General features: G+C 66.9%; 30 protein-coding genes, 1 tRNA gene and 1 pseudogene. 6 read left to right on the plus strand and 26 right to left on the minus strand.

Annotated features, from left to right (window positions below; genetic code table 11):
* From rpmC to CHB65_RS09695, 12 genes are all read right to left on the minus strand, one after another.
* Complete coding sequence (rpmC, locus tag CHB65_RS09640; RefSeq protein WP_089384860.1) at window positions 1-213, minus strand: 50S ribosomal protein L29; 213 nt, start codon at window positions 211-213, stop codon at window positions 1-3.
* On the minus strand, window positions 213-1,154 hold the full coding sequence (locus tag CHB65_RS09645) for a 30S ribosomal protein S3 (protein ID WP_089384861.1): 942 nt from the start codon (window positions 1,152-1,154) through the stop codon (window positions 213-215). The genes rpmC and CHB65_RS09645 overlap by 1 nt, the downstream gene beginning before the upstream one ends.
* Window positions 1,154-1,618 carry a 50S ribosomal protein L22 gene (locus CHB65_RS09650; protein ID WP_089384862.1) on the minus strand — a complete coding sequence of 155 codons (465 nt, stop codon included), beginning with the start codon at window positions 1,616-1,618 and terminating at the stop codon, window positions 1,154-1,156. The genes CHB65_RS09645 and CHB65_RS09650 overlap by 1 nt, the downstream gene beginning before the upstream one ends.
* A 3-nt stretch (window positions 1,619-1,621) precedes the next feature.
* Window positions 1,622-2,047 (minus strand): 30S ribosomal protein S19, encoded by a 426-nt coding sequence (locus CHB65_RS09655; protein ID WP_089384863.1) that lies wholly within the window; start codon window positions 2,045-2,047, stop codon window positions 1,622-1,624.
* Window positions 2,044-2,766 carry a 50S ribosomal protein L2 gene (locus CHB65_RS09660; protein ID WP_089384864.1) on the minus strand — a complete coding sequence of 241 codons (723 nt, stop codon included), beginning with the start codon at window positions 2,764-2,766 and terminating at the stop codon, window positions 2,044-2,046. The genes CHB65_RS09655 and CHB65_RS09660 overlap by 4 nt, the downstream gene beginning before the upstream one ends.
* A gap of 2 nt (window positions 2,767-2,768) precedes the next feature.
* Window positions 2,769-3,023: a 50S ribosomal protein L23 gene (locus CHB65_RS09665; RefSeq protein ID WP_089384865.1), complete on the minus strand. Its 255-nt coding sequence runs from the start codon at window positions 3,021-3,023 to the stop codon at window positions 2,769-2,771.
* Window positions 3,020-3,766 carry a 50S ribosomal protein L4 gene (gene rpl4p, locus CHB65_RS09670; RefSeq protein ID WP_089384866.1) on the minus strand — a complete coding sequence of 249 codons (747 nt, stop codon included), beginning with the start codon at window positions 3,764-3,766 and terminating at the stop codon, window positions 3,020-3,022. The genes CHB65_RS09665 and rpl4p overlap by 4 nt, the downstream gene beginning before the upstream one ends.
* Window positions 3,767-3,769: 3 nt before the next feature.
* Window positions 3,770-4,786, minus strand: a complete 1,017-nt coding sequence (locus CHB65_RS09675) for a 50S ribosomal protein L3 (protein WP_089384867.1) — start codon at window positions 4,784-4,786, stop codon at window positions 3,770-3,772.
* Window positions 4,787-4,790: 4 nt separating this feature from the next.
* The gene (locus tag CHB65_RS09680) at window positions 4,791-5,654 is read right to left on the minus strand and encodes a putative RNA uridine N3 methyltransferase (protein WP_089384953.1); all 864 of its coding nucleotides are present in this window, start codon (window positions 5,652-5,654) and stop codon (window positions 4,791-4,793) included.
* Between the two features lie 161 nt (window positions 5,655-5,815).
* Window positions 5,816-6,352, minus strand: coding sequence for a hypothetical protein (locus tag CHB65_RS09685; RefSeq protein ID WP_089384868.1), 537 nt, complete (start codon window positions 6,350-6,352; stop codon window positions 5,816-5,818).
* Window positions 6,349-6,651, minus strand: a complete 303-nt coding sequence (locus CHB65_RS09690; RefSeq protein ID WP_089384869.1) for a UPF0175 family protein — start codon at window positions 6,649-6,651, stop codon at window positions 6,349-6,351. Before CHB65_RS09690 ends, CHB65_RS09685 begins: the two co-directional genes overlap by 4 nt.
* A 162-nt stretch (window positions 6,652-6,813) precedes the next feature.
* Window positions 6,814-7,128, minus strand: a complete 315-nt coding sequence (locus CHB65_RS09695; RefSeq protein ID WP_089384870.1) for a hypothetical protein — start codon at window positions 7,126-7,128, stop codon at window positions 6,814-6,816.
* 107 nt (window positions 7,129-7,235) lie between these two features.
* On the opposite strand from CHB65_RS09695, the gene CHB65_RS09700 reads away from it, so the two are divergent.
* Window positions 7,236-7,306, plus strand: a tRNA-Gly gene (locus CHB65_RS09700).
* A 338-nt stretch (window positions 7,307-7,644) separates the two neighbouring features.
* A complete protein-coding gene (locus tag CHB65_RS09705; protein WP_089384871.1) occupies window positions 7,645-7,911 on the plus strand; it encodes a hypothetical protein in 267 nt (88 codons plus the stop codon).
* A 229-nt stretch (window positions 7,912-8,140) separates the two neighbouring features.
* Here CHB65_RS09705 and CHB65_RS16900 read toward each other — a convergent pair whose 3' ends face one another.
* The 3 genes from CHB65_RS16900 to CHB65_RS09715 all read right to left on the minus strand — a co-directional run bounded on the left by CHB65_RS16900 (window position 8,141) and on the right by CHB65_RS09715 (window position 10,511).
* The gene (locus tag CHB65_RS16900; RefSeq protein WP_143420390.1) at window positions 8,141-8,341 is read right to left on the minus strand and encodes a hypothetical protein; all 201 of its coding nucleotides are present in this window, start codon (window positions 8,339-8,341) and stop codon (window positions 8,141-8,143) included.
* Window positions 8,342-8,468: 127 nt separating this feature from the next.
* Complete coding sequence (locus CHB65_RS09710; RefSeq protein ID WP_089384872.1) at window positions 8,469-10,142, minus strand: ABC1 kinase family protein; 1,674 nt, start codon at window positions 10,140-10,142, stop codon at window positions 8,469-8,471.
* Window positions 10,143-10,145: 3 nt separating this feature from the next.
* Window positions 10,146-10,511: an Hsp20/alpha crystallin family protein gene (locus tag CHB65_RS09715; protein WP_089384873.1), complete on the minus strand. Its 366-nt coding sequence runs from the start codon at window positions 10,509-10,511 to the stop codon at window positions 10,146-10,148.
* 172 nt (window positions 10,512-10,683) lie between these two features.
* Between CHB65_RS09715 and CHB65_RS17760 the strand changes: the two genes are divergently transcribed.
* The 3 genes from CHB65_RS17760 to CHB65_RS09730 all read left to right on the plus strand — a co-directional run bounded on the left by CHB65_RS17760 (window position 10,684) and on the right by CHB65_RS09730 (window position 12,367).
* Window positions 10,684-11,406, plus strand: a complete 723-nt coding sequence (locus tag CHB65_RS17760; RefSeq protein ID WP_089384874.1) for an SHOCT domain-containing protein — start codon at window positions 10,684-10,686, stop codon at window positions 11,404-11,406.
* Between the two features lie 81 nt (window positions 11,407-11,487).
* Window positions 11,488-11,943: a DUF2240 family protein gene (locus tag CHB65_RS09725; protein ID WP_179213636.1), complete on the plus strand. Its 456-nt coding sequence runs from the start codon at window positions 11,488-11,490 to the stop codon at window positions 11,941-11,943.
* 19 nt (window positions 11,944-11,962) lie between these two features.
* On the plus strand, window positions 11,963-12,367 hold the full coding sequence (locus tag CHB65_RS09730; RefSeq protein ID WP_089384875.1) for a hypothetical protein: 405 nt from the start codon (window positions 11,963-11,965) through the stop codon (window positions 12,365-12,367).
* A gap of 27 nt (window positions 12,368-12,394) precedes the next feature.
* On the opposite strand, the gene CHB65_RS09735 is transcribed toward CHB65_RS09730, so the two are convergent.
* The 11 genes and pseudogenes from CHB65_RS09735 to CHB65_RS09785 form a co-directional block, all read right to left on the minus strand.
* Complete coding sequence (locus CHB65_RS09735; protein ID WP_089384876.1) at window positions 12,395-12,694, minus strand: hypothetical protein; 300 nt, start codon at window positions 12,692-12,694, stop codon at window positions 12,395-12,397.
* 86 nt (window positions 12,695-12,780) lie between these two features.
* Entirely contained in the window at window positions 12,781-13,626 is an 846-nt protein-coding gene (thiD, locus tag CHB65_RS09740) for a bifunctional hydroxymethylpyrimidine kinase/phosphomethylpyrimidine kinase (RefSeq protein ID WP_089384877.1), read from the minus strand.
* A 100-nt stretch (window positions 13,627-13,726) separates the two neighbouring features.
* Window positions 13,727-14,611, minus strand: a complete 885-nt coding sequence (locus tag CHB65_RS09745; RefSeq protein WP_089384878.1) for a phosphatase PAP2 family protein — start codon at window positions 14,609-14,611, stop codon at window positions 13,727-13,729.
* Complete coding sequence (locus CHB65_RS09750; protein WP_089384879.1) at window positions 14,608-16,500, minus strand: ABC transporter substrate-binding protein; 1,893 nt, start codon at window positions 16,498-16,500, stop codon at window positions 14,608-14,610. The genes CHB65_RS09745 and CHB65_RS09750 overlap by 4 nt, the downstream gene beginning before the upstream one ends.
* Window positions 16,501-16,616: 116 nt before the next feature.
* Complete coding sequence (locus tag CHB65_RS09755; RefSeq protein WP_089384880.1) at window positions 16,617-17,801, minus strand: hypothetical protein; 1,185 nt, start codon at window positions 17,799-17,801, stop codon at window positions 16,617-16,619.
* Between the two features lie 218 nt (window positions 17,802-18,019).
* Window positions 18,020-19,213, minus strand: coding sequence for an AGE family epimerase/isomerase (locus CHB65_RS09760; protein ID WP_089384881.1), 1,194 nt, complete (start codon window positions 19,211-19,213; stop codon window positions 18,020-18,022).
* Between the two features lie 129 nt (window positions 19,214-19,342).
* A complete protein-coding gene (locus CHB65_RS09765; protein ID WP_089384882.1) occupies window positions 19,343-19,645 on the minus strand; it encodes a DUF7091 family protein in 303 nt (100 codons plus the stop codon).
* Between the two features lie 202 nt (window positions 19,646-19,847).
* Entirely contained in the window at window positions 19,848-20,528 is a 681-nt protein-coding gene (locus CHB65_RS09770) for a phosphate ABC transporter permease (RefSeq protein ID WP_089384883.1), read from the minus strand.
* A 221-nt stretch (window positions 20,529-20,749) separates the two neighbouring features.
* A pseudogene (locus CHB65_RS09775) lies at window positions 20,750-21,013 on the minus strand (hypothetical protein); the annotation flags it as partial.
* A gap of 254 nt (window positions 21,014-21,267) precedes the next feature.
* Window positions 21,268-21,546, minus strand: coding sequence for a zinc ribbon domain-containing protein (locus tag CHB65_RS09780; protein ID WP_089384884.1), 279 nt, complete (start codon window positions 21,544-21,546; stop codon window positions 21,268-21,270).
* A gap of 91 nt (window positions 21,547-21,637) precedes the next feature.
* Window positions 21,638-23,479 carry a receiver/sensor box histidine kinase gene (locus CHB65_RS09785; protein WP_089384885.1) on the minus strand — a complete coding sequence of 614 codons (1,842 nt, stop codon included), beginning with the start codon at window positions 23,477-23,479 and terminating at the stop codon, window positions 21,638-21,640.
* 145 nt (window positions 23,480-23,624) lie between these two features.
* Here CHB65_RS09785 and CHB65_RS09790 point away from each other — a divergent pair, with 145 nt between their 5' ends.
* Window positions 23,625-25,076, plus strand: coding sequence for a DNA polymerase Y family protein (locus CHB65_RS09790; protein ID WP_089384886.1), 1,452 nt, complete (start codon window positions 23,625-23,627; stop codon window positions 25,074-25,076).
* Window positions 25,077-25,087: the final 11 nt, after the last annotated feature.

Genomic DNA, 25,087 nt, shown 5'->3' on the forward strand with positions numbered 1-25,087 from the left:
TTACTCGTCGTCGAAGTCGCCTTCTTCCGCCTGGATCGTCTTGATCCGAGCGATGGTCTTTTTCAGCTCGTTCATGCGCCCCGGGCTCTCCGGCATGCCGCCGGCGGCCTGCTGGGCTTTCATATTGAGGAGCTCCGTTTCGAGTTCCTCCAGTTCGACCTCGCGCTCCGCGGCGGTCATGTCGCGGATCTCTTCGGTGTAGAGGATCGCCATCAGTTGTCCTCCTCCGTCTCCTCGTCGGCGGCTTCCATCTCGGCGACGAGGTCAGCCGCCTCCGCTTCGATCTCCTCGTCGAGGTCATCGAACTCGGCGTCGTCCGTCTCGCCGGTCTCGACCGGCTCCTCGGGCGCGGCGTCGGTCGCCTCCTCGCCCGTCGAGTGGGTCTCCTCGACGACCTCCTCGACGATCTCCTCGTCGATGACGTCGGGGTCGACGGAATCGTCGGCGGCGTCGTCATCCTCGTCGCTTTCGACCTCGGGCACCTCGTCCGGCTCCTCCTCCAGGAGGGCCTCGACACCCTCATCGTCGCCGGCGGCCTGCTCGACTTCCGGCACCTCGGCATCCTCACGGACGTCGAAGTCGTCGGGGAGCTTCGCGCCCGGCGGGATGATCTTCACCGTCACGCCGATCGTGCCGAGTTTCATCACCGCGACACCCTGACCGGAGTCGACGACGGTCTGTGCGGGCTCGCCGTTGTGCTTGATGTAGCCGCGGTTGAACTTCTCCACGCGCGAGCGGGCGCCGGTGACCTTCCCGGAGAGGACGATCTCGGCGCCGAGTGCGCCCGCGTCCATGATCCGGTCGATCGTCGTGTGGCCCGCCTTCCGGAAGTACCAGCCGCGCTCGAGGGCGTTCGCGAGCCGATCCGCAACGATCTGTGCGTTCAGATCCGGTTCGTCGACCTCCTGGACATCGATCTGCGGGTCGTCCATGTCGAACCGGGTCTCCAGCTCGCTCGTGATCTTTCGGATGTTCTTTCCGCCCTTGCCGATGACCATCCCGGGCTTTTCGGCCTTCAAAACGATCTGGGTGCCCATCGGCGTCTTGGCGACGTCCATGCCGCCGTACCCAGCGCGGCCGAGCTCCTCCGCGAAGAACTCGTCTATCTGTGCGCGCCGGAGCCCGCTCTCGATGAATTCGTGTTCGTCAGCCATTAGTTATCCGCCTCCGGGTCCTCGATGATCAGTTCGACGTCCGCGAGCGTGGTGTTCCACTTCGTCGCGCCGGCCGCGCGTGGGTTGCGACCCGGGCGCTCGCCGACCTTGTGTGGGGCGACGTGTTTGATCACCATCTCCTCGCCGTCGAAGCCCTGTTCGTTCGCGTTGTTGCGCACGTTCTCTAGGAGCTTCAGGAAGTCCTTGGCGGCCTTCTCGGGGTAGCGACCCGCGTCCCACCCGTCGATGTCCGAGCGGTGGCCCGCGCCGGCGTTGTGCTGGCGCATCGGGACCGAACGCTCGCCGTCGATGACCGCGCGGAGGAACGCCTCCGCGTCGGCGACGGTCTCGCCTTTGATCTCCCGGGAGATCTCCTTGCTGTCCTTCACGCTGATGGGCCGGTCACGGAGCATCCCCTTGGCGGTGGTCTCCGGGTCGGCCTCGACGCTGTAGTTGATTCCCATGGATTATTTGAGGGGCACGAACTTCGAGGACCGGGTCGCGCCGATGCCGGCCTGTCCGTGTTCGACGGTGCTTCGGGTCAGGTGGAACTCGCCGAGATAGTGACCGATCATCTCGGGCTCGATCTTTACGCGCTCGAAGCTGTGTCCGTTGTACACGGCAAAGGTGAGGCCGACGAACTCCGGCAGGATCGGCATGTCGCGCAGATGCGTCCGGATGGGGTTTTTCGCCGTCCCCTCCTCCTCGCGGCTCCGGGCCTTTTCGAGCAACTTCCGCTGCTCGACGCCCAGCCCCCGCGTAATGGTTCGCCGCTGTCGTGCGGGCAACAGTTCCGCGACCTCCTCTACGTCCATCTCCTGCAACTCCTCGAGCGAGTGACCACGGTAGGTGAACGCCTCACCCTCGCGGCCGATACGGTATTCGGAACTCATTTGTTTCCACCTCGTCCGGTCCGCTTCGATGCGATGTCACCGACCTTCCGGCCCGGCGGTGCGTTCCGCGAGACCGACTTCGGCTTGCCGGGATGTTGTCGGCCGCCACCACCGAACGGATGGTCGACGGCGTTCATCGCGACACCGCGGACGCGCGGGTACTTCGTCCCGCGGGCACGCAGTTTGTGATGCTTCTTTCCGGCCTTGACGTACGGCTTTTCGGTCCGACCGCCGCCGGCGACCACGCCGATCGTGGCGCGGCATTTGGGGTCCAGTCGTTTCACTTCACCGCTCGGCAGCTGGACGACCGCGACGTCGCGGTCGTGGGTCAACAGGGTCGCCGAGACGCCGGAGGCGCGGGCGAACTTGCCGCCGTCGCCACGGTTGCTTTCGACGTTACAGACCGGGACCCCCTCGGGGATCTCGGCCAGCGGCAGCGTGTTCCCGGGTTTGATCTCCGCGCTCACACCGACCTGGATCGTCTCGCCCACGCGCACGCCCTCGGGGGCGAGCACGAGGCGACGGTCGCCGTCCTCGAACTCGACGTCCGCGAGCGGGGCCGAGCGGGCCGGGTCGTGTTCGATCCCGACGATCTCGCCGGTGATCGTGTCGTGGTCTTCGAGCGTGCGGTGCGACAGCTCCGCCTTGTAGCGGTGGGAGGGGGCCCGGAACGTCGGGCCGCCGCGTCCACGCCGCTGTCCTTGAATTCGTCGTCCCATGGTCAGAACACCCCGATTCTGGAGGCGATCTCGGTGGCGTCGTCGTCATCCGACAGCGTGACGATCGCCTTCTTTTTGCCCTGCGGGGTCACCTGCGTGTTCACGTCGTCGACGACGACGTCGTACCGGCTCTCCACCTCATCGCGGATCTCCGGTTTCGTCGCGTCGACGTGGACGAGGAACAACAGCTTGTTCTTGAAGTCCATCTCGTTCATCGCCTGCTCGGTAACGAGTGGGTGTTCGAGGATGGAGCTCATCGGTCGGCCACCTCCTCGAGGGCGCTTTCGGTCCACAGCGTCAGTCGGCCCGGGTGTGCACCCGGCGCGAGGTCCTCCGCGTTGACCTCCGAGGCCGTCGCGACGTCGACGCCCGCGAGGTTGCGGGCGGCACGCGAGGGCTCCTCGCTCGTCACGACGAGCAGCGACTTCGGCTGGCGGTACTTCCGTCCGCGGGTCTTGCCGCGGCCGGCACGGACGGAGCGACCGTCCTCGGCGCGCGTGATGTCGTCGGCGACACCGAGCGCCTCCAAGGTGGCGAGCGCCTCCTTGGTCTTGACGAGTTCCTCGAACTCGTCGGAAACGACGAGCGGTAAGTCGAGGTCGTCATCGAAGACGTGCCCGCGTTCGGCGACGAGCGCCGGATCCGCCGTGGCCGCGATGGCCGAGCGGGTCGCGAGCTGTCGCTCCTTGTCGTTCAGGTTCTTCGATTGGTCCTTCTCGGCCTTCGGTGGGTGTGCGCGGCGTCCCGACACGGCGTGGGGAACGCGCCGGGCGACGTTCTCCTGACGGGGAACGTGTGCGAGCCCGCGCCCGGAGCCGAACGACTCCGCGGGGGTTCGCATCCCGGCGAACGGGTCGGCACCGTAGGCCTGTTTCCGGTTTGCCTGTGCGGCGGCGACCGCGCGACCGATGAGGTCCGGTCGGAACGCGGTTTCGAAGACGGCCGGCAGCTCGACGCTGCCCGCCTCGCCGCCGTCCAGGTCGTGTACTGGTGTATTCATGGATTAGCCCTGGTTGGATGCGGTGGATACGTACCGAACCTCGGGATCGAGGCGCGGCTGGTCGTTCGGCCGGACGGCCGGGCGGAAGCGCAGCAGGCGCTTGTTCGGCCCCGGCAGCGAACCCTTGATGAGCGCGTAGTCGCCGTCGACCTCGCCGTAGTTGACGAAGCCGCCGTCGACGCTCGCGTCGTCCCCGTCGCCGAAGGCGATGAGGCGCTTGTTGAGTTCGGTTCGCTGGTGGTAGCCGGTCTGCCCCTGCTGGGGCACGGTGGAACGCACGCGGGAGGGGTTCCACGGACCGAGGTTGCCGATCCGACGCCGCCATCCCTGGCGGGCGTGTTTACCCTTCCGCTTCTGGACGCCCCATCGCTTGACGGGACCCTGCGTCCCTTTGCCCTTCGTGACGCCGGAGACGTCGGTGTACTGTCCGGCACGGAAGACGTCGCCGAACTCGTGTGCGCCGCCCTCCTCAAGCAGGTCGAGGGCGAACTCGGCGCGCTCCGCGAGGGAGCCGCCGCCGACGCGCGTCTCCATGACGTCGGGCTTCTTTTTGGGCACGTTCGCGAGCGCCGAGGGGGCCGTGTGCGTGATGACCCGAAGGTCATCGACGGCGCCGGCATCGAGCAGCTCGTGCAGCTCGTCGGCGTCCTCCTCGAACGTGTCGTCGGTCGGCAGGTCGAGGGTGCGGTCGAGTTCGTCGTGGAACTCGGTTCCCCAGACCTCCGCGACCGGCTGTTGTCCGTATGGCGTTTCCTCGTAGGCGCGCAGGGCGACCGCGTACATCGGTGGCGTCTCCACCACCGTCACGGGGACGGACTCCTCCATCCCCTCACGCGGCGAGTTGGCCTCGTCGTTGACCATGACGACGTGGGTCATTCCGGCCTTGTAGCCGGCAAAGCCCTGCAGTGCGGGTGCACCGTCGTCGTCTGGCCACGAACGGATCCGTGGCACCTCGCTCGTTGCGCGGGTGCGCGGGCCGTAGCCCAGCGAGCCTCTTCGTGGTCGGCTTGGTTGTGGCATGTGTTTACTCCGTGAGTGTGAGCGAGCCGAGGGTCGCGAACAGCGCCTCCTCCGTTCGGACTACCCCGCTGCCCTGTGCCGGGATCGTGTTCAGCCAGAGGTCGAACCCCGGATCGGGTTCGACCGGGCGGCCGTCGGCGACGGCCGCGCGGAGCTCCTCGGGCGACAGCCCGAGCATTTCCGGCAGCCCTCGACCGGGCGCACCGAAGGCGACGACGTAGCCGCCAGCCTCCTGTGCGTCCACGACGATCTCACCGAGCCGCGAGACGGAGAGCGATTCTCCGTGTCGCGACGTAGCGACGGCGAGTCCGTCATCGAGCGCTGCCGACAGGTCCGCGGACACGACCTGAAAGCCGTCCGCCGGCTTTCCGGTGATGCGGGCGCGGACCGGTTCTCTCGAAGAGACCCTGATGGTGACGCGCTCCCCCGGCTCGACCGACAGATCGTCGGGAACGAGCAGGGAGATCGGGTGTTCCCGCAGCGGGGAATTGACCCGGACGCGGCCTTCAGGTCCGACCTCGGTCACGAGTCCCTGTGTTGTCGACTCGTCCCCGTCGGGGGGCGAGCCGGTCCGCCAAGACACGCGAAGCGGCGGGAGGATCCCCGCGTACCGGAGCGCGTCGCGTTCACCCCAGAGGTCCTTTCGGAGCTCCGGTGGCGTCGCGGCGTACCCCAGTACGGCGCGGACGAACTCCCCGCCGAGTCGCCGTTCGCCCTCCCTGTCGGGGAAGACGAGCAGTCGTTCCGCCCGGAAGACCGCCGCCGCGCGGGCGACGGTGCCGAGTTTGCGAGTCGCCTCGCGGACGTCCTCGGCCTCCCGGACGATGGAGGACGGAACACAGATCGTGAGTCCATCCTCGGTGCGCATCGTGGCGAGACTGTACCCCGACTTCCGTACGAGCACCTAAAAGGATGGCGGTACTGATTCGTGGCTGAGAGGCGTTCACACGGGCCCTGAGGGCGGTTTCGGTGTGGTGTGCGTGACAGCACGCGGCATGCGAGGCGTGACGAAAGAGTGACGGAGAGATGTTATCGATCGGAGGAGGCCGTTTCGGCAGCGTCATCGATCAGTGAGTAGGCCGTATCCCGAAGGCTCCCCGTCAGATGGAGGCCATGGGAGTCGATCCGATCGACGAGCGTGTACGCATCCTCGCGATCGAATCCCTCCTCTACAGCCCGGACAACGACGCCGATCGTCCCGGTGACGACGGCTCCGAGTCCACGAGCCGTCGTGCGGACACGACGATCATCGGAGACGATGCCGACCGACAGCTCATCTGCAGTGTAGCCGAGGACCGCACCGATCAGATAGACATCGCCATTTATCTCGTCCTCGCCAAGGACCGCTTTTGCTTGCGTAAGGTAGTCGTCAACGACGGCATCCGTCGTCTCAATCTCGTACCGATCGATGAACCGATCCACATTTGTCCGGGCAGGTTCCGTCGTGACCTCATCGTGCACTGCCGGAAGGACGACAAGATCGCCCGAAAAGTTCTGCAGGTGGTCGAGTTCGCCGACGGTTCCGAGCGCGATGAGGGTCGTTGCATCGACGAAGAGACGCGTCATAGCTCCCGTGCAGCCGCAGCGTCGGAATCGAGATCCTCCGGGGTGAGTTGGGTCGTAAGGTTATGTTCACGGGCAATTTCAAGCCACTCGGCAAGGCTTACGTCGGCAATTCGGGCCGCCTCGTTGACTGAAACCTCGCCGCTCTGGTAGCGTTCGATCGCGATCCGCCGACGGATCGATGAGAGGCCCTCCGAGAGTGCTTTTCGAATAACGGTGCTTTTGTCCTCGTCGAGGAGTTCACTGACCGCGTCGATCTCGGCTTCGTCATCGTCGGGGACGCGGGCACTGATCGAGGGCATGTATACATAGTAGTACATCGTGTTACATAAGCGTGTCTCACACCGGTTCAAGACGGAGTTTCTCGATTCCTGTCAGTCATGGTTGGTGAAATATCGGTGACGGCGGTCGAGGTTATTTAAAAAGGCTTCGTGGCAAATTATAAAGAAATCGCCGACACCGACTCACTCGTACGTCAGTTTCGTCAGCCCGTACCGATCGGTGCTTCCGCCGCGCTCGACGGTGAGTCCGTAGCCGTCGGCGTCCTCCGTGAGCGTGCAGGTGAACTCGCCGAGGTTGCCGGGATTGAGCGAGGCGGGTGGCGTATCGAGCGTGAAGATGAACCGGCCGCCCGAGCCACGAACCCGCTCCGGCTTCTTCGCGTGCGCCTTGATCAGCTCGCCGTTGCGTTTCACCTCCAGCGTCCCGGTCAGCTCCCACGTGTCGCCATTGTACCTGAGGCGTTCGCCTTCGAGTTCGGAGACCTCGGTTTCGACCATGGACGACCCTACTCCCGCGGGGTACAAAAGGGATGAGGCGACCCCCATTCTGGACAGCGTTCGCAACCCTTATGTTTCAGAGTGGGCCTAGAGTGAGATGCGGACAGGCACCGGTAGTGTAGTGGTATCACGCAACCTTGCCATGGTTGCAACCCGAGTTCAAATCTCGGCCGGTGCATTCTTCGAACATCGTGAGAAGAATCGCCGATGATTTGAACCCTACCGGACGCGCGCAGCGGAGCGAGCACGTTCGGTTCCGGTTCAGAATCTCGGCCGGTGCATTCTTCGAACATCGTGAGAAGAATCGCCGATGATTTGAATCAGGAAGCTTTGTTGAAATCCGCTTCTGCAGACACATTCTCATCTGAAACACCCGGTTGCTGAAGGGGCGAACTGACCGCTGAGAATCTTCTCGGCTCGAAACGAGGGTCAGAGCGTTGTGCAGGACGGACAACGCGGGTCGGTCAGTACAACACCAGCCAAACGTTATTACAATGATTGAATTATCAACGCTGTATGACGACACTCGCTGGCGTTGGTGCCCTCCCGATGCTGGGGTTACTAATTCTTGGGACAACACTCGTGACCGCGATGCTTCAGTCGCGCAACCGCCTCCCGTTCACGCCCTCTGAAAGGGCGTATATCGGCGTCTCGGTCGGTGCGGTGTTCCTCGTTGCGAGTTTCCTTGTCGATTCGACATGGGAGACGATCGTGATCCTCTGTGTCGGCTGCTTTGCGTGGGGTGCTGGGTACGAGGTTGGGCAAATATCAGAGGAGCGATAAACACTCAGGTCCGGAAAAGAAATGACCGGCTCCGTCGAAATCCCTCTCCTGTCGCCGTGCTTCCACTGAAACGGCCGGTCGACAAGGAGTGCGAATCAAGCGGTCGGTTGCCCGGGTTGTTGATAAACGGTCGTGAGGGACCGTGGGGCTGTTTATAAAGAGCGACGGTGATCAAGGGGCGCTGTAGCGACGAACGAGGATCGACCGCCGCCGTACCCGTACCGCAGCCTCACGCCTCCCCAGCCTCGCCACGGCTGGCGTTCCCGCCAGCCGTGGGCTCCCTCGCGCTCGGCTTCGCGCCCTCCGGGCGCTCACCGGAGCGCGCCGACTGCAATGGCCCGTTTATAAACGTCCCCGTCCCCAGGTCGGCGGCTTTTATAAACGAACGGGCGGGTTCGGGCCCGCTCGCTGCGTCCCCTAAACTGAACACGGTGGTGCAGCATCTCCCACTTGCTGGGCAGTTCCACGGAGCCGGATGGACACAGCCCAGCGCAGCGAACGGAGTGAGGGAGATCGCCGGGCGGCTGTATATAAACCGCGTCCGCGTCGGGTCGACCTCACTCCTCGCGTCGCTTCTTCATCCCCTGCCGGGTGAACTGCGGTTTCGCGTGCAGGACGCGTTTCTTCCGGAAGGATCGGTAAAGCGCGATCGCGAGGGGAAACGCGAGCGCCAGGACGACGAGCGCCAGCCGTGGCTCCTCGGCGAATGAGTAGAGGATCGTCGCGGAGAGGACGCCGACGGCGAGCAACACGGAATAGGCGATCCGCATCGCGAGTTTATCAAGCACGTTCGTATCGTCCTCGATGGTGACGTTGACGTGAAGGTCGCCGCGGTTGGCCCGGTCGAGGAACTGGTCGGCCTTCGGCGGGACGGTAAACAGCGCCTCGGTGGTTCGCTGTATCTGTCGCCCCGCGTCCTCGGCGAGTCCACGGGCCGTCCGCTCGTAGTAGCCCTGCTCGCGGAGATAGTCGGTCGCCGTCGAGATGAAATCGAACTCGGGATCGAGGGTGACACAGACCCCCTCAACGACGGTGGCGACCCGCAACACGAGCGCGAGGTTCCGCGGGAGCCGCAGCGGGAACTCGTACATCGTCGATTCGACCTGCTCGATGATCTGGTTCACCCGATACTGCTCGATGTCCTCGCCGCTGGCGTCCGCGATCGCGAGCTCCATCACCTCGCCCATCACGTCGCGGTCGGCCTCCGGCGAGAGCGTCCCCATGGCGATCAGCGTATCGAGGATCCCGTCGATGTCCTGCCGCGCGACCGCGACGTAGAACTCGACGATCTTCTCCTGAATGTAGGGGTCGACGCGGCCGGACATCCCGAAGTCATAAAAGATGACCGCGCCGTCGTCGTCGACCGCGAGGTTCCCCGGGTGTGGGTCGGCGTGGAAGACGCCGTCGTCGACGATCATCTGCAGGTAGACCCGCTGGAGCGTCATCGCGATCTCTGTGCGGTCTAAGCCTGCGGCGTCGAGGTCGTCGATCCGGCTGATCTTCGTCCCCCCGATATACTCCATCGTGAGCACGCGCGGGCCGGAGGCCTCCTCGTAGGCGGTCGGGATCCGGATCCGATCGTTGTCCGCGAAGTTCGCGCGGATCTCCTCCAGCATCTCGCGCTCGCGGCGGTAGTTCATCTCCTCGCGGATCGTCTTGGCGAACTCATCGGAGAGGTTCTCGAGCGAGAACGCCCGGCCGCCGCCGATGAACCGGCGAACGAGCGGCAACGACCAGCGGATCGCCTTCAGGTCGGCCTCGACCAGCTCCTCGATCCCGGGCCGTCTGATCTTCACGGCGACGTCATCGCCACGATACCGGGCGGTGTACACCTGCCCGAGGCTGGCCCCGCTTATCGACTCCGTAGAGAAGTCGTCGAACGTCTCCTCGACCGGGCCCAACTCCTCCTCCAACACCTGCCGTGATTCCTCCCACGGGGCGGGCGGAACGTCGTCCTGGAGGTCCTCCAACACCTCGATATAGGCGGGCGGGAGGATGTCCGGCCGTGTCGAGAGCAGTTGGCCGAGCTTGATGAACGTCGGGCCGAGCGTGAGCAGGATGTTCAACAGGACGTCGGCACGCTCACGCTGGGTAGCCGCGTCGACGTCGCGTGAGCCGCCGAAGAGGAGAAATCGTCGGCGGTCCCGCCAGTAGGCGATGATCAGCGGCGAGAACCGCCGAATGACGACCAGAAACCGCCAGTAGGAGCGAAGATGGACCAGCGTGACCACCCGTCAGGCCGGATCGGCGTCGTCGATCGGGATGGATGTCGAGTCCCCGTCAAGCCATTTGGGGAGGGTCACTTCGAGCACACCGCGGTCCATTTCGGCTTCGGCCGCGGTGCCGTCGGCGTCCGACGGGAGGGGTAACTCGGCATCGAGGAACAACGGCCGGTCCTCACGGATGTATCGGAATCCCTCCGACGTCGTCTTCTCGCGGCGGGCTTCGATGGAGAGCCGGCCGTCCTCGGCGACCACGTCGGTCGTTTCGGCGGTCGCACCGGGGAGGTCGACGACGAGCACGTACGCGTCGTCGGATTCGAGCAGGTCCGCAAACACCGCGTCCGGGAGATCCCGAAGCGCATCGCGCAGCGCTGTCATATACGATGTACGGGTCCCGGAGCAAAAAAGGGTGGTGAACCGACATCGCAAACTCCCGGAGTGGCTGGGTTTATCAGCGATCAGCGCTGGTGAATCGTGGTCCACAGCCGCTCCCGGTCGTACGAGCGCTCGGAGCACGAAGATTCAATATCGCTCACGCGACGAGAGGGACATGGTCAGGGGCGAGGAACACGCCGGGACACAGCGAGACGTGAGCGTCGTGTGGATCGGTGTCGTCGGTGTCTTCCTGATCGTCGGCGTGAGTCTGGTCACCACGCTCTGGCCGCTACTGCCCCTGTTGAGCGGCGGTTCCGCGGGGATGACACCCGGGTTCGTCTTCTGGCTTCCCTTCCTCATACCGGTGTTGATCGTCGTGAGCATCCTCGCCATCGTCCTGTCGGCGGTACGGGCGGACGAAGGCGACACGGGGACGACGCCGGATCCGCTCGACGTGCTCGAGCACCGGTACACGAACGGGGAGATCGACCTCGATGAGTACGAGCGACGGCTGGAGCAGCTCTTCGAGATCGAAGGCGACGTCGACATCGATCCGCGCGTCGAGCGGCTGGCGATCCGGTACGCCCGCGGCGATCTCAACGGGAGGTCGCTCGATCGCGAGATGGAGCGGCTGAGTGCCGCCAACCCCGACGTCAGTCCGGACGATGTCGACCGGTTCCTCCGGGTCGCGTTCGCGGTCGACGGACGGGATGAGCTCGAGCAAGATGTCGGTACGGAGTCGGGAACCGGGCACGAGTGGCCCACGACCGTCGATCCGCAACTGTCGACGACGGCGGACGTGGATGCCGTGGAGCGCCTGCGCCGCCGATACGCTGAGGGTGAACTCACCGACGAGGAGTACCAACGGCGCCTCGCCGTCCTGCGGGAGACCGCGTGATCACGCCGTCCCGATTCGGACCGTCCGGTGTGTCCGTCCCGGTCCGGTAGGTTTACCGGCGACGCCCGCCCTCGCTCGCATATGAGTCTGGAGGTCACCGTCGCGACGCCGTTTAAGCTGCGGGCGACGGACCGGCTCGGGGAGGGCGAGTTCGTCGTCGCGCTCTCGCTCGAACGCGAGTGGTTCTCACCCGATCAGGCGAAGCGGCTCGTCGACGTCGCCATCGGCCGGGGGCTCCTCGCCGAGGAGGAAGGTGCGCTCGTTCCACAGTTCGACCCCACGGCGGTCGAGCTGCCGGAGGGGTTCTCCCCCGATGAGTCGATCCTCCGCGAGCAGTCCACCTTCGAGGCCGCCCTCGACGCCATCGTCGCCGCGGACGTCGACAAGCAGGCGGCCGTCGCCGCGATCAACGAACGACAGCGGACGCTCGGGATCACCATCGAGGCGGCCGCCGTCCTCCACGCGAAAAGTCACGACATCGACGTGGAACGGATCGCCGGGAAGGCCCGCCGGAACCTGCTGAATGGAGGCGAATAGCGATGCAGGGAGGGGAGTGATGGTGCAGGACCGCCTCCGCGACGGCGTGCGGATCGCCCAACTGCTCGCGAGCGAGGTGACCGGCGACACGGCGTGGCTCACCGACCTCACGGTGACCGATGCCGACCCGGACGTGGAGCCGACCGTCGACGGGGCGCTCGCGTACACCCTCACACGCGGGAAGGGGAGGAAAGGGGAGGGTGGCGACCGCCTCGCGGAGGTGTTCGTCCAGCCGGACCGCGTCCGTGTCGAGTTCATCGACCGCCCCGACGTCGCCGCCGAGGCGGCACGGGAGGCCTCCCTTCGGGTCCGGCCGAAGGCGGTCCGACCGCCGCGGACGCTCGTCTTCGTGGAGGACGGCGCACAGGTGAAGTGGCTGCTCCCGGTCTTAGAGGCCGTATTGGAGGAACACACGGGCGAGTGAACGGCGGTCGCAGTCGAGGCGTCCGGCTCACTTTCGGTTCGGCAGGGTTCCGGGCTCGACCGACTCCTCCTCCGGTTCGCTGTTGATCTCCCGTTCGAAGCCATAGAGGACGAGCCCGGTGTTCGCGGTGACGATGATCCCGGTCATCGGCACCGGCGCGAGGAGGTACATCGCGAAGCCGATCGAGATCGGGACCGCGGCGACCGTCGCCCACAGGACCGGCCGGGACAGCTCGATCCGGGTGGCGTCCCAGCGGATCACCGCAAACACCGCAAGCGTCGAGATAACGCCGAGGAGAACGATCCCGGGCGATTCGGCGATAACCATACCTCCTCTTGGTCGACCGGCTGAAAAAGGGTTCCGTGCCGGAGGCGGTCGATGCCGAAATAAGTGACAGTTCGACAGCAGCCCGGCTACCGATCGAGGGTCGTCGGGTTTACGGCCCCGGGACCACCGCCGACGTCGTAGCCGCGTCGGATCGCCCCGCTCATCTCCCCGACCGCGGCCTCGACGGCCGACGCAAGCGGCTCCCCGCGGGCGAGTCGCGCCGCGATCGCACTCGACAGGGTACAGCCGGAGCCGTGGGTCGCGTCCGTATCGATCCGCGGGTTCTCGAACCGTCGAACGGTCACGTCGTCGATCGCGAGGACGAGGGTGTCGTGGACCATCGGGTCGCCGGCGTCGTCCATTGACGACCCAGCGCCGTCGAGATGGCCGCCCTTGATGAGTGCCGCGTCGGCTCCCCGGTCGACGAGCGTCCGGCCCGCCGCCTCGGCGTCCGCGAGCGACTCGATCGGGTCCCCGACGAGCACCGCGGCCTCGTCGGCGTTCGGGGTGACGAGCGTCGCCTCACGGATGAGCGCGTCGTAGGCGTCCTCGGCGTCCGGCGAGAGGAGCCGATCCCCCGTCGCCGCGACCATCACGGGATCGACGACGGTCGGAACCGTGGCGTCCGCGAGCCGATCGGCGACCGTCTCGACGACCTCGGCGGTCGCGAGCATCCCGGTCTTGACCGCGGTCACCGGAAAGTCCTCGAGAACCGCGTCGTACTGGGCGGCGACGTGATCCGCCGGCAGCGCGTGAACGTCGTGGACCCCCCGGGTGTTCTGGGCGGTCGTCGCCGTCACGACCGACGTGCCGAAGACCCCGTGTGCCGTCATCGTTTTCAGGTCCGCCTGGATCCCCGCACCCCCGCCTGAGTCGCTGCCGGCGACCGTCAACGCGACCGGGGGCGTAACCGGATCGTAGGTGTGGGACATACGCGAGTGGTACCGCCGAGTGAATATAAACGGTGCCGACCCGGGCGTACCCGAGCGTATCCCGGAGCCGACCGCTTCGAGGCGCAGCCGTGCCGCAACCTCAGTCGCCGCCGTCACCGACGGCCGGATGGCCACCGCCGGGGTCGGCGGTCGCCTCCTCCGGTTGCTCGTCGGAGCCATCCGCGGGTTCTTCGTCCTCGATGAACCGGTAGGAGAGGTAGACACAGCCGAACGCGAGCCCGATCCCCGCGATCACGTCGACGAGCCAGTGGATCCCGAGGTACATCGTCGAGATCATCACCGACACCGCGAGCCATATCGAAAGCCCCGCCCAGATCGGGTACTCCCGCCGGGTCAGATAGCCGAAGACCCCGGCCGTCACCGCGAGCGACGTATGGAGCGAGGGGAAGACGTTGGTGTTCTCGTTCACCTCGCTCGTGAGCGCCTGGAAGTCTGGATTGAACGTATATAAAAGCGACGTGACCGCATCCGGCATCACGTTCCGGGGACCGTGTGCGAAGATGATCGTGTAGATCAGCAAGCCGATGGCGTAGTTGAGCGTGTACGCGACGATGAGCCGTTTAAACGTCGTCGTCTTCGGGAGCGCGGCGTACGCGATGAACGGGAAGACGAGCAGGAAGACGTACCCGTAGACGTAGATCCACGAGAAGTAGATGGTGGCCTCCGGCGTGACGAAGGTCGCCTGCAGCCACGCGACGAACCCCCCCTCCAGCGCGTATATCGTGCCGGTTAGCGGGATCCCGACCAGTCGCGAGAGCGTCTCAAGCGCGCTCCGGCCGACCGCGCTCACGATCAGCACAACCAGCAGCCCGGCGATCGGGACCTTGGCATCGCGGAGGATCGGGACGACCTCATGTCCGAGTTCGTAGAGCCGCCGTGGGCCGATGAGCGCGATGCCGGCGATGAAACACAGCACCCCGACCCAGAAGACGAGCCGGAGGACGACCGAAAGGAGGACGCTCATTGGTCCCGGGCGAGCAGTTCGCCCGCCTCATTGTAGCGGTAGCCGGCATCGCGGAACGCATCGCGCACCGCGTCCGTATCGAGCGCTCCGTTGCTCCCGTAAAACGGATGGACGGGGTCGGTTCCCCGATCGTCGTCCCATCGAAGCTCCTCCGGAACCAGTTCCGGCGACGCCGCGAGCATCGAGGTGGCGGGAGCGGCGTATCCCTCGAACGCGTCGTCGACGATCGTCGTCTTATCGAGCATCGACGCGATGATCGCCCTGAACCGTGGGTTCGAAAGCGGCGCCCGCCTGACGTTGTAACCGACGTGATAGAACGCGGCCGACCGCACGCTCACGAGCCTCGCGTCCGCCTCGCGACCGACCCGCGGCACCGCATCGGGGCCGAGGTTCGAGAGGGTCCCGTCCGCAAGCCCGTCGCCGACCTGCTGGACGGCCGCGATGTCCGACGGAACGACCTCGATGACGATCCGCTCGAAGCTCGGCTTCCCGCGGTAGGCGTTCGGGATGGGTCGGGCGTCCGTCACCGGATCGGTGTCCGTCTCCCCAGTCGACGGGTTCGGATCGTCGTCGACCTCCTCCAGAGGATCGAGCGTCCGGAGGAAGTGATCCGGGTTCCGCTCGAAGATCACCTCGGTTTCGGCGGTCGACTCGACGAGCCTGATCGGGCCGCTGCCGACCGGGTCGTCGTTGGGCGACACGAGCGCTTCGGTGATCTCCTCGTCGACGGCGATCCCCGCGATGCTCACGAGTTCCGTCCGGTCGCTCCAGATGTGCTCCGGGAGAACGGGGATCTCGAGCGCCCGGGCTCCGACATCGGGGTTGACAGAGCCCACGTCCAGCTCCACGGTCGACCGGTCGACCGCGGTGACTGACTCGGGGATGGTGCTCCGACCGCGGAAGATCGGGGTCGGAATCGGCGTCTCGGCTTCCCCCATCGAGGTGTCCTCGAGGAACTCGTAGGTGAACGCGACGTCGTCGGCCGTCAGCGGCTCCCCGTCGTGCCATTCGACCTCCCGTAGGTCGATGCGAATCGTCTCCGAATCCAGCCATTCCCATCCCTCCGCGAGCCACGGCAGCGGCCCGTCATCGTGACGACGGACGAGCGGATCATACAGCATCGAGGTGAACGTGCCGTGACGCCGATACTCGACCGCGATGGGGTTCCAGTTCTCCGTGATCCGGTCGTCGGTCGTCGTGAGCCGGAGCGTGTTCGACTCGTCCGCGTCGGCATCTTCCTCGGTGTCGGTATCGGTCCCCTCACGCTCCTCCGGAGGCACGTATGAAAGTCGGAGCAGCCCCTGCGCCGACGTCGGATGCCCGAATTCCCACCCGTCGAACCGCTCGTCGCGGTAGGCGGTCACCGCGTCCGGGAACGCGACGACGGAGAACGGCTGGAGCTCACAGACGGTTTCCTGCAGCTCCGCGAGCACCGCGTCCCGGTCCTCCGCCCCCGCGGATCGCTGCTCCGAGAGGAGGTCGTCGACGGCGAGTTCGGTGAATCCGAACGGGTTTTGCCAGCCCGATTCGGCGGCGAACCGCGAGTTGGCGAACGAGTAGAGCGCGTCGGGTTCGAACGGCATCGCCTCGGGGAACTGTCCGACGTAGATGTCGAAGTCGTGGTTGAGCAGGCTTCGCCGCAGGAGGTCGTCCAGATTCACCGTGTCGATACGCGTGTCGATCCCGGCCTCGTTCATGTGTTCGGAGAGATGTCTGGCGATCCGGACGGCGTTCGGGTCCGTGTCCGCGGGGACCGTGACGATCTCGAGCATGAGCTGGTCGGAGGGCTCCCGGCTCACGATGTTTCGGACGCGACCGACACAGCCGGCGCTCGCGACGGCGAGACCCGTTCCCGCCAGCACCGATCGTCGGCTCGTCGTTCGCGTCATTCCTTCATCTACCTTCGTCACCGAGGATATAACAGTTCTGTGGTCGGAGACCCCCAATTCGTGGACGGTGAAACGATCGCGGCGGGCCAGCGTGTCGGCGACGGTCGGACACGGATTTAGATCACGTCCGCGAGCGGAAGGACGAGGCCGACGGCCCACGCGATCAGCCCGGCGGCAAGCACGCCCCGTTCGGCGGCGGCGCGACCGACCGCGACGAGCCCGAGCGCGGCGAGCATCGCCACGCGATGGACGATAAGCTCCGGAGGGACCGCGACGCCGAGACCGGCGAAATCGAGGACGAACGCCGTTCCGAGGCCGAAGACGATGCCGAGGAAGGCGGCTGTCCGCTCACACTGCCCCGCCGCGACGAGGACGAGCGCCGGAAGGCCCGCCGCGATGACGAGATACAATGGGGCCGCGATCACCTTCGGCGGGACCCCCGGATAGGCGACCTCGAGGCCGATCCCGGCGGCCCGGACGCCGAGATAGACCGCCGCGAGCGCGGCCCCGAGGATCGCCGCGTCCGCGTGTCGCCCCGCCTCGCCGCGAAGCCGACGGGCCGCCTCGAGACCCGCCCGTCGCGTGCGGCGGTGGAGGAACGTGCCGAGAACCGGGAGCAGGACCGCGAGCTCGATGATCGTCAGCCAGCCGTCGCTCCAGCCGCCGTCGAGACCACGGTGCTCACGGGAGACCGTCGCCGCGCCCGACTCGATGAACTCGTCCTCCAGCCGGACCGCGGGATCGTCGATGTCGGTCACCGTGTGCCGGAGCCGGAACCAGTCGTAGTACTCCTCGTGGACTTGGATCGCAGTATAGGCCCCGTCCGGCGATTCGTAGGCCCGGATGTGATCGCGTGAGCCGAGGTACTCGCCGTCGTGGAGTTCGAAGCTCTCGGCCGCCCAGCCACTCTGGTCCGGCCCCTCGAAGTACGAGTACCGGACCGATCCGTGGGCGTCCTCCCAGTCGGTTTCGGTCACCGCTTCGGCAACGAGATCGGGATCGGCATCCGTCTCCAGCTCGTCGGTCTCCTCCCAGTCGGTCTCGGGCTGTGCGGTGAGCGCCTCCAGAACGGCGTCGCCGTCGTCGTGAAACACGACGTTGATCGCGAGCGTCCGTCCCTCGACCGACTCGCTCCGGCTCGTGTACGGCCACAGCTCGTACTCGCCGTCGACCTCGATGAGCGTGTCGGCCGGCACGGCGCCCTCGACGGGCTCGTCGGCCGTCCCACCGAGCAGTCCCGACAGCGAGAGGCCGACGGCGACGACGACGAGCAGCCCGACGAGCAGCGCCTTGTTTCGCATTCGTGTCGGCCCTCTTGCGACCGATAGTTAAAAGGGTATCACTCGATGCATCGAGGAAGCTCCAGAGGAACCATCGAGGAAGCTCCAGAGGAACCATCGAGGAAGCTCCGGAGGAACTGCGGGCAGGCGGGCGCAGCGATCGGGCGGGGATCACCGTCCGGATGCGGCGGAAGCAATACCGTCGGAGCCATCCCCGCCGGGGTAGCTGAAAGGAGGCGCTAAGCCCCCTTCCTCAGCGAACGCCAGCTTTCGAAGTAGGCCCCGGCCGGATGGTAGTCCGGTTCGACTCCCGGGGGCTCCGGGACGACCGGGCCCCCGCCCTCGGACGCCGAGCGTCGCTCGTACCAGAGGCCGGCCGGCCCCCGAAACGCGTCCGTGTGGTCGATGAGCCGGGCTTCCCAGCGGCGGAACCGGTCGGCCGCGTCGCCGTCGCCGTGTGCGTCGGCCCGCTCGGCGAGCACCGCCGCGGCGCCGATCGCCTCCGCGAGCGCCCACCCGTAGCGGTCGGAGACGATCGGGTCGCCGTTCCGATCGACGGTGTACAGAAAGCCGTCGTCGGTCCACCCGAGTTCGACGGCGGCGTCGAACAGCTCGTGAGCGCGGGTGTAGAGCCCGTCCCCCTCGCCCGCGCCGTACCGGTCGAGCAGGCCGAGGAACTTCGCCCATTCGACGTGGTGTCCGGGCTGGTATCCCGGCGGTCTGAACTGATGACGGGGGTCGTCCTCGTTGTACGTGAAATCGTGCTCCCAGTTCGGGGTGTAGTGTTCCCACAACGGGCCGTCCGTCTCAGTCGCGAGGTCGACCGCGATCGTTTCGGCGAGCTGGCGAGCACGCTCGAGATAGCGGGCCCCCTCGGTCGCCTCGTAGGCGGCGAGGTACGCCTCGCAGGCGTGCATGTTGGCGTTCTGCCCGCGGTACGCCTCGAGCTCCGTCCAGTCCGGCCCGCAGTCGCTACGGAGCATGCCGGCGGTATCCCGGAACCGCTCCTCAATGAGGTGGTGGGTCCGCTCCAAGTCGGCCTCGGCGCCGTCGACGCCGGCCGCGGCCGCCCGCGCGTACGCCAAGAGGACGAACGCGTGTCCGTACGCCGACCGGGTTCGGTCGACCGGCTCACCCGCGGCGTCGACGACGAGGTCGTAGCCGCCGTCCGCGCGTCGGTGACCCGCACGCAGGAACTGCAACCCGTGATCGACCGCATCGAGGCACCACTCGGGCCCGTCCACGAGCGCACCCAGCGCGAAGTTCGATATCGATCGGCAGGTCGCGACCAGGTGCCGCCGGCCGTTCGAGTACGGCTCCCCCGAGACGGGATCGAGGAGCTGAAAGCCGTGGTCGGCGAGCGCGTCCGGATACTGAACCCGCAGGACCGAAAGGAGCCGTGCCCGCCGGTCGGTCGTGAGGTGCGATCCCATACGGGAGAGGGACAACATGACGAATAAAAACTATCGACCCGGTTCGAGACACGGCGGGGGACCGGCGCTTGCATCGCACGGTGATGGTCCCCGAACCGTCTGGAACGCCGCCGTGACCGTTGTGACGGTTCACCACGTCTCGACACAGCCCGCACGAACGTCCTCGGCACAGCCCTCACAGTCGGGATGCCCGGACTCGAAACAGGCCGGTCGTCCCTCCGTATCCACGGGACGGGCACGTCGTTCGGCGTATCGCCGACAGACGATCCGGGCACGTCCCTCGTCGTCGGCCGGGAGGTCATACAACACGGCCCCAGCGTTCGAGCCGTCGGGATCGAGTTTTCCCTCTCGATAGGCGCGTCTCGCCTCCTCGAACTCCCTGCCGGCTTTGCGGAGCTGTTGGCGGAGCACGCGTTCGAGCCGGTCGTCCATGACGGCGCTTCGGCCGCCGGAAACATAGGTCCATTGGCGGCCCCGACATGCGGGGGCGTGGAGCGCGTCAGGAGTGAATCACAGGCGGGTTCCAGTCGAAACGGCGCCCGCGCATGGCTGACGTGCGTCCGACGTCCGGCTGACACCCTCGACGGATGCGTCGAGCGGGATGTGGGGTCGGCCACGGCACGGTACGAGAGGATCACCCCGACGAGTTCGCGTCTTCGCGGTCGTCGCTGACCGTCCAGCGGGCGGCACCCGGCAGGATCCCGACCAATCGCGTCACGTAGCCGAACTTGAAGAGCCCGAACTGCGAGAGAACGCCCAGAACGAAGATCGCGAGGAACGCCGGCGACGTGACGTCGAAGAGGATCGGCTCGACCGTGACCCCCTCAACGGCCGCCTCGAACGACTCGGCGGTGAGCGCCCGCGAGGCGAGCGCCCCGCCGAGAAAGGCCGTGGAGACGACGAGCGTGGTGCGGCTGAGCACGAATCCGAACAGCGCGCCGACCGCCAGCCCCGCGAGCGTCGCCCCGACGAGAAGGAGGGTCCCCTCTACCCCGGCGGCGTCGGCCGCGTAGAGCGGACCCACCGCGAAGCGGCCGAGGAACGCGCCGATGAGGCCGCCAATGGCGACGACCGCAAACGAGAGGCCCGCGTACGCGAGAAACCCGCCCACGGCGGCGCCCGCGATGACGACGCCGCCGGTGAGCGCGACCGCATCCACCGTGACGAGGCCGACGAGGGTCGGCGAGAGGAGGTAGCCCGCGCCGGCGCCGATGAGCACGCCGGTCAGCGTGACGGCGTAGACGGAGACCGCCGCGCCGATGAACGCGAGCAGCACCCCCACGAGGACGAGCCCGGCATCGAGTGGCGTGACCATGGACAGTCTGTGCCGCGATCCGACTTAAAACGTCGTCACGTCAGTTCGTGTGACCCCGTGGTTCGCCGGCTCTATATAAAAGGCCGTTCGATCGGTCGTATTTAACGGGCCGACCCGTCACGATCGTCGTCATCCGAATCCTGCTCGGCGCCTCCGCCGTCCCCGTGTTGTGGCTCGGGAGTCGAACGGGCCCGACCGCCGTACTCGGCCGGATCGACGGTGTCAGCGACGTCGGCGTCGGGGGCATGGACGTCGATCGGATGGCCGGTATGTCTCGCATGCGTTCGGGCAAAGCGGTTCGCCGGTCGCTCCGCGAGAAACTGTTCGCCGGCCGGACAGATCCGGCAGGTGACTATCCAAGGGGTCACCCCGTCGGGATAGTGGCCCGTGTGGCGCTCGTGGTCCATCGCGAACCGTTCGACCGCACGGTTGCCGGCGAGGAGGTCGTCGAGTTCGTACGCGAGGTCCCACTCGTGGTCGCAGATGGAACACCGAACCGTGGGGACGTCGTCGACCGCGTCCGGATCGGTGACGCCGCTCCCGGAGGGATCGGCGGGGTCGCGGGACGGGGGGACGTCCGGGACGTCCGAGCGGTCCGGTCGCCCCGGGTACGCCGGAAGGTCGTCACTCGATGCGTCCGTCTTTCCGTCGCGGGGGCCGTCATCCGCCGGTTCCTCGGACACGATGAACGCTCCGTCGGGCCGATATGTTAACGTTGCGGCGGCCCGGGGGGGCCCGTTCAGCGTGACCGGCGTTTGTCCTGTCGGTCGAGATATCGCGTGTAGCCGCCGACGACGAGCCCGAACCCCGAAACCAGGAGGGTGAAGCCGACGAGTCGGCTCGTCCCGAGCGTCATAACGGTCAGGATGAGCCCGAAAAGGAACGCGAAGACGCCGCCGCCGACCAGCACCGCATCGAGCAGCGGTGATGGCTGGAGCGCCGAACAGTGCGGACAGAGACGCGCGTCGCTCGGGATCGGCTCCAAGCAGTCGACACAGCGGACGCGATCGCGGGACACGCCCGTCGATTCGAGCCCCGGCGGTTTATATTGGCCGCCGGAAGCGAAAAGGCGTCGTCCGGCCGTCGGAAGACGTCGTCCGGCCGCCGGATCACTCGACCGCCTCGACGGTCCTCGGACGGTCGACACCGGTAAACTCGAAGCGTGCGCCGCCCGATTCCGAGTCGGTCACCGTCACCGCCCAGCCGTGTGCGGTGGCGATCTCGCGGACGATCGACAGCCCGAACCCGGTCCCGTCGGACGTCCCGCTGTAGCCCGGATCGAAGATCGCCTCGCGCCGCGTCGGATCGATCCCGGGGCCGTCGTCGGCGACATAAAAGCCGTTCTCGAGGTCGCCGACGTGGATCGTCACCCCGTCGGGGCCGTGTTCGATGGCGTTGCGCAACAGGTTCTCGAAGAGGTTACGGAGGCGGTCGGGGTCGGCCAGGACGTCGCCCTCGGCGAGAATGTCGATGGAAGGTCCCTCGCCGTTCTCCATACCCCTGTCGCCACCGACGGAGGCCTGCGGAGCGACGGCCCGCCAACTCTTCTCGACGTTCGAGGCGAGATCGACCGGCTCCGGATCCCCGACGGTCTGTCCCTCCCGGGCGAGCGTCAGGGTGTGGTCGATGATCGACTCCATCCGATCGAGCGCCTCGATAGCGGGGTCGAGATGCGGATCGCCGTTCGGATCGCGGGCGAGTTCGGCCCGACCGCGGGCGACGTTGAGGGGGTTTCGGAGGTCATGCGAGACGATGCTCGCGAAGGAATCGAGCCGTTCGTTCTGGCGTTCGAGCGCCTGCTCGCGCTCCACGAACTCGGTGATATCCTCCTGGAAGCCGACCCAGTTTTTCACCTCGCCGTCGGGCCCACGGATCGGCGCCATACTGACGCGGTTCCAGAACTCGGTGCCGTCCTTCCGATAGTTCAGCAGTTCGACGGTCACCGGCTCGCCCGCGTCGACCGCCTCGCGCATCCGACGGACGGGTTCGGGATCGGTTTCGGGCCCCTGGAGGAAGCGACAGTTGACCCCAACGGCCTCCTCTCGGTCGTAGCCGGTCATCTCGACGAACCGGTCGTTGACGTAGGTCATCGGGTTGTCCGGGCGGGTCGGGTCCGTGATCGTGATCCCGACCGGGGCCTCGTCCATCGCCCGCCGTTTCGTCTCCAGCTCCTCGCGACGGCGCTGCTCGTCGGAGATGTCACGGAGGATACCGACGCTCCCCTCGAACTCCTCGCCCTCGTAGGGCAGGACGGCCATGTGGTCCCGGCAGGGGATCGGATCGCCCGCCTTCGGGATGATGTCGACGGTGAACCGCTGGACGTCCGGTCCCGAACTGGAGAGGATCGTGCCGAGCCGGTCCTCCGCCTCCGTGACCGCCGCGTCGTCCTTGATGATCCCCGGTTTGCTCCCGACGATCTCCTCGACATCGTAGCCGGTGAGGTCGGCGAAGGCGTCGTTGACGAACTGGAACGTGCCGGTCTCATCGACGACGTAGATCGGGTAGCCGAGCGCCTCCATGACCGTCGAGTAGCGGTCGGCGATGGCCTTCGTTCTGGACTCCTCGACCGCGTCGCCGACGCGGTGGGCGAGCCGCTGCTGCTGTTCGGGACCGCCCTTTTGAAAGTAGCCGGTGACGCCCGCGTTGAGCGCCTGGCTGGCGATCTCCTCGGAGCCCTTGCCGGTAAAGAGGATAAACGGGACGTGGTGAAACTCCTCCCGGAGGGACTCGAAGAACTCAAGCCCGTTCATCCCGGGCATGTCGTAGTCGCTGACGATACAGTCGAACGGGAGGTCGTGTTCCGTTCCGGCGCCGAGCCGGTCGAGCGCCTCCTGCGGATCGGTGACGCTCGTCACCTCGACGGCGTCGAGTTCACGCGCGAGGTACGCCGCCGTCAGATCGGCCATCGCGGGATCGTCGTCGACGTGGAGAACGTCGATCCGTTCGGTCATACGGGGATTATGGGATCGAGGAATATACAGACTTCGCCCCAAGTATCAGCGGTGAATTTCCGGCGCTGTGCGGGACCGGTCCGTCCGGGGCCGAGACACCCGAGGTGGGTGTCGTTTAAGTCCGCGCGAGGCCGACCGACCGACGATGGACGACGGGACGCTCCCGGGCGTCGGCGTGGACGAGGATGCGACCGACCGCATCATCTGTCACGTCGACATGGACTGCTTTTATGCCTCCTGTGAGCGGCTTCGCCGACCCGACCTTCGTGGGGAGCCCGTCGTCGTCGGAATGGGCTATGAGCCCGGCGAGACCGTCGGCGCGGTCGCGACCGCGAGCTACGAGGCTCGGGCGTTCGGCGTCGGGAGCGCGATGCCCATCTCCGAGGCGCTCGACCGGCTGCCCCGGCGGGCCGACGCGGAGTCGGACGATGGTGACACCCCCGACCCATCGGAAACGGGCCACTACGTGCCGGTCGACCTCGATTTTTATAAGGAGATCGCGAGCGACGTGAAAGCCATCCTCCACGACTGTGCGGGCGTCGTCCGCGAGGTCAGCGTCGACGAGGCCTACCTCGACGTGACGGATCGGACCACGTGGGCGGTCGCCGGCGACCCGGACGACCCGGCGACGAGCGCGGCGGCCGGTCCGACGGACGCCCGTACGCTCGCGGAGGGCTATGCGAGACACATCAAAGAGCGGATCGCCCGTGAGGTGGGCGTCCCCGCGAGCGTCGGCGTCGCGCCGAACATGTCGACGGCGAAGGTCGCGAGCGACGCCGACAAACCCGACGGGCTCGTCGTCGTCCCGCCGGGCGCGGTGAGCGAGTTCCTCGCACCGCTCCCGACCGCGGAGCTGCACGGCGTCGGCCCGGTCACCGAGGAACGGCTCGCGGAGCGGGGGATCGAGACCGCGGGCGACCTCGCACGGGCGGACCCCGAAGCCCTCTCCGAGGACTTCGGCGAGCGCGGGCGCGAGCTGTGGGCGCGTGCCCGCGGCGAGGACGACCGCGAGGTCACCCCCACCGGACTGCCGAAGAGCCTCTCGCGGGAGTCGTCGCTGTCGACGACGGGCGACGCGGAGCGAAAGCGCGAGACGGTCAGCGCGCTCGCGGCTGACGTGGCCCGTCGAGCCCGCGAGCGTGGCTGTCGCTACCGCACCATCGGGATCAAAGTCATCGAGCCGCCCTACGAGGTCAACACGCGGGCGAAGAGTCTCCCCGGGCCGGTCGACGATCCCGCGGTCGTCGAACGGGTCGCACTCGACCTCCTCGCGGAGTTTACGGACGCGCGGGTCCGAAAGCTCGGCGTCCGGGTCTCGAAGCTCGATTTCGGCGGCGGCGATCAGGCGACCCTCGGCGGGTTCGAGTCGGAGGGGGACGCGGGTGGTGCACGAACGAACCCCGGATCGCGGACGGCGACCCGGGGGCCGCCCGGCTCGACGCTCACCGACTGGGCGGCGGGTGCGGCGATGGACTCGACGGACGGGGAAGCGACGGGCGGATCGAACGGATCGGAGGACCCGGACGCGCGCGCGTTCGGTCGGGAGGAGCCGGAGGAGGGGCAGGCCTCCCTCGGGGAGTGGACCGAGGACGGGTGACGTTCCCCGTC

It is taken from the genome of Halorubrum vacuolatum, assembly GCF_900188065.1.
Lineage (GTDB): Archaea > Halobacteriota > Halobacteria > Halobacteriales > Haloferacaceae > Halorubrum > Halorubrum vacuolatum.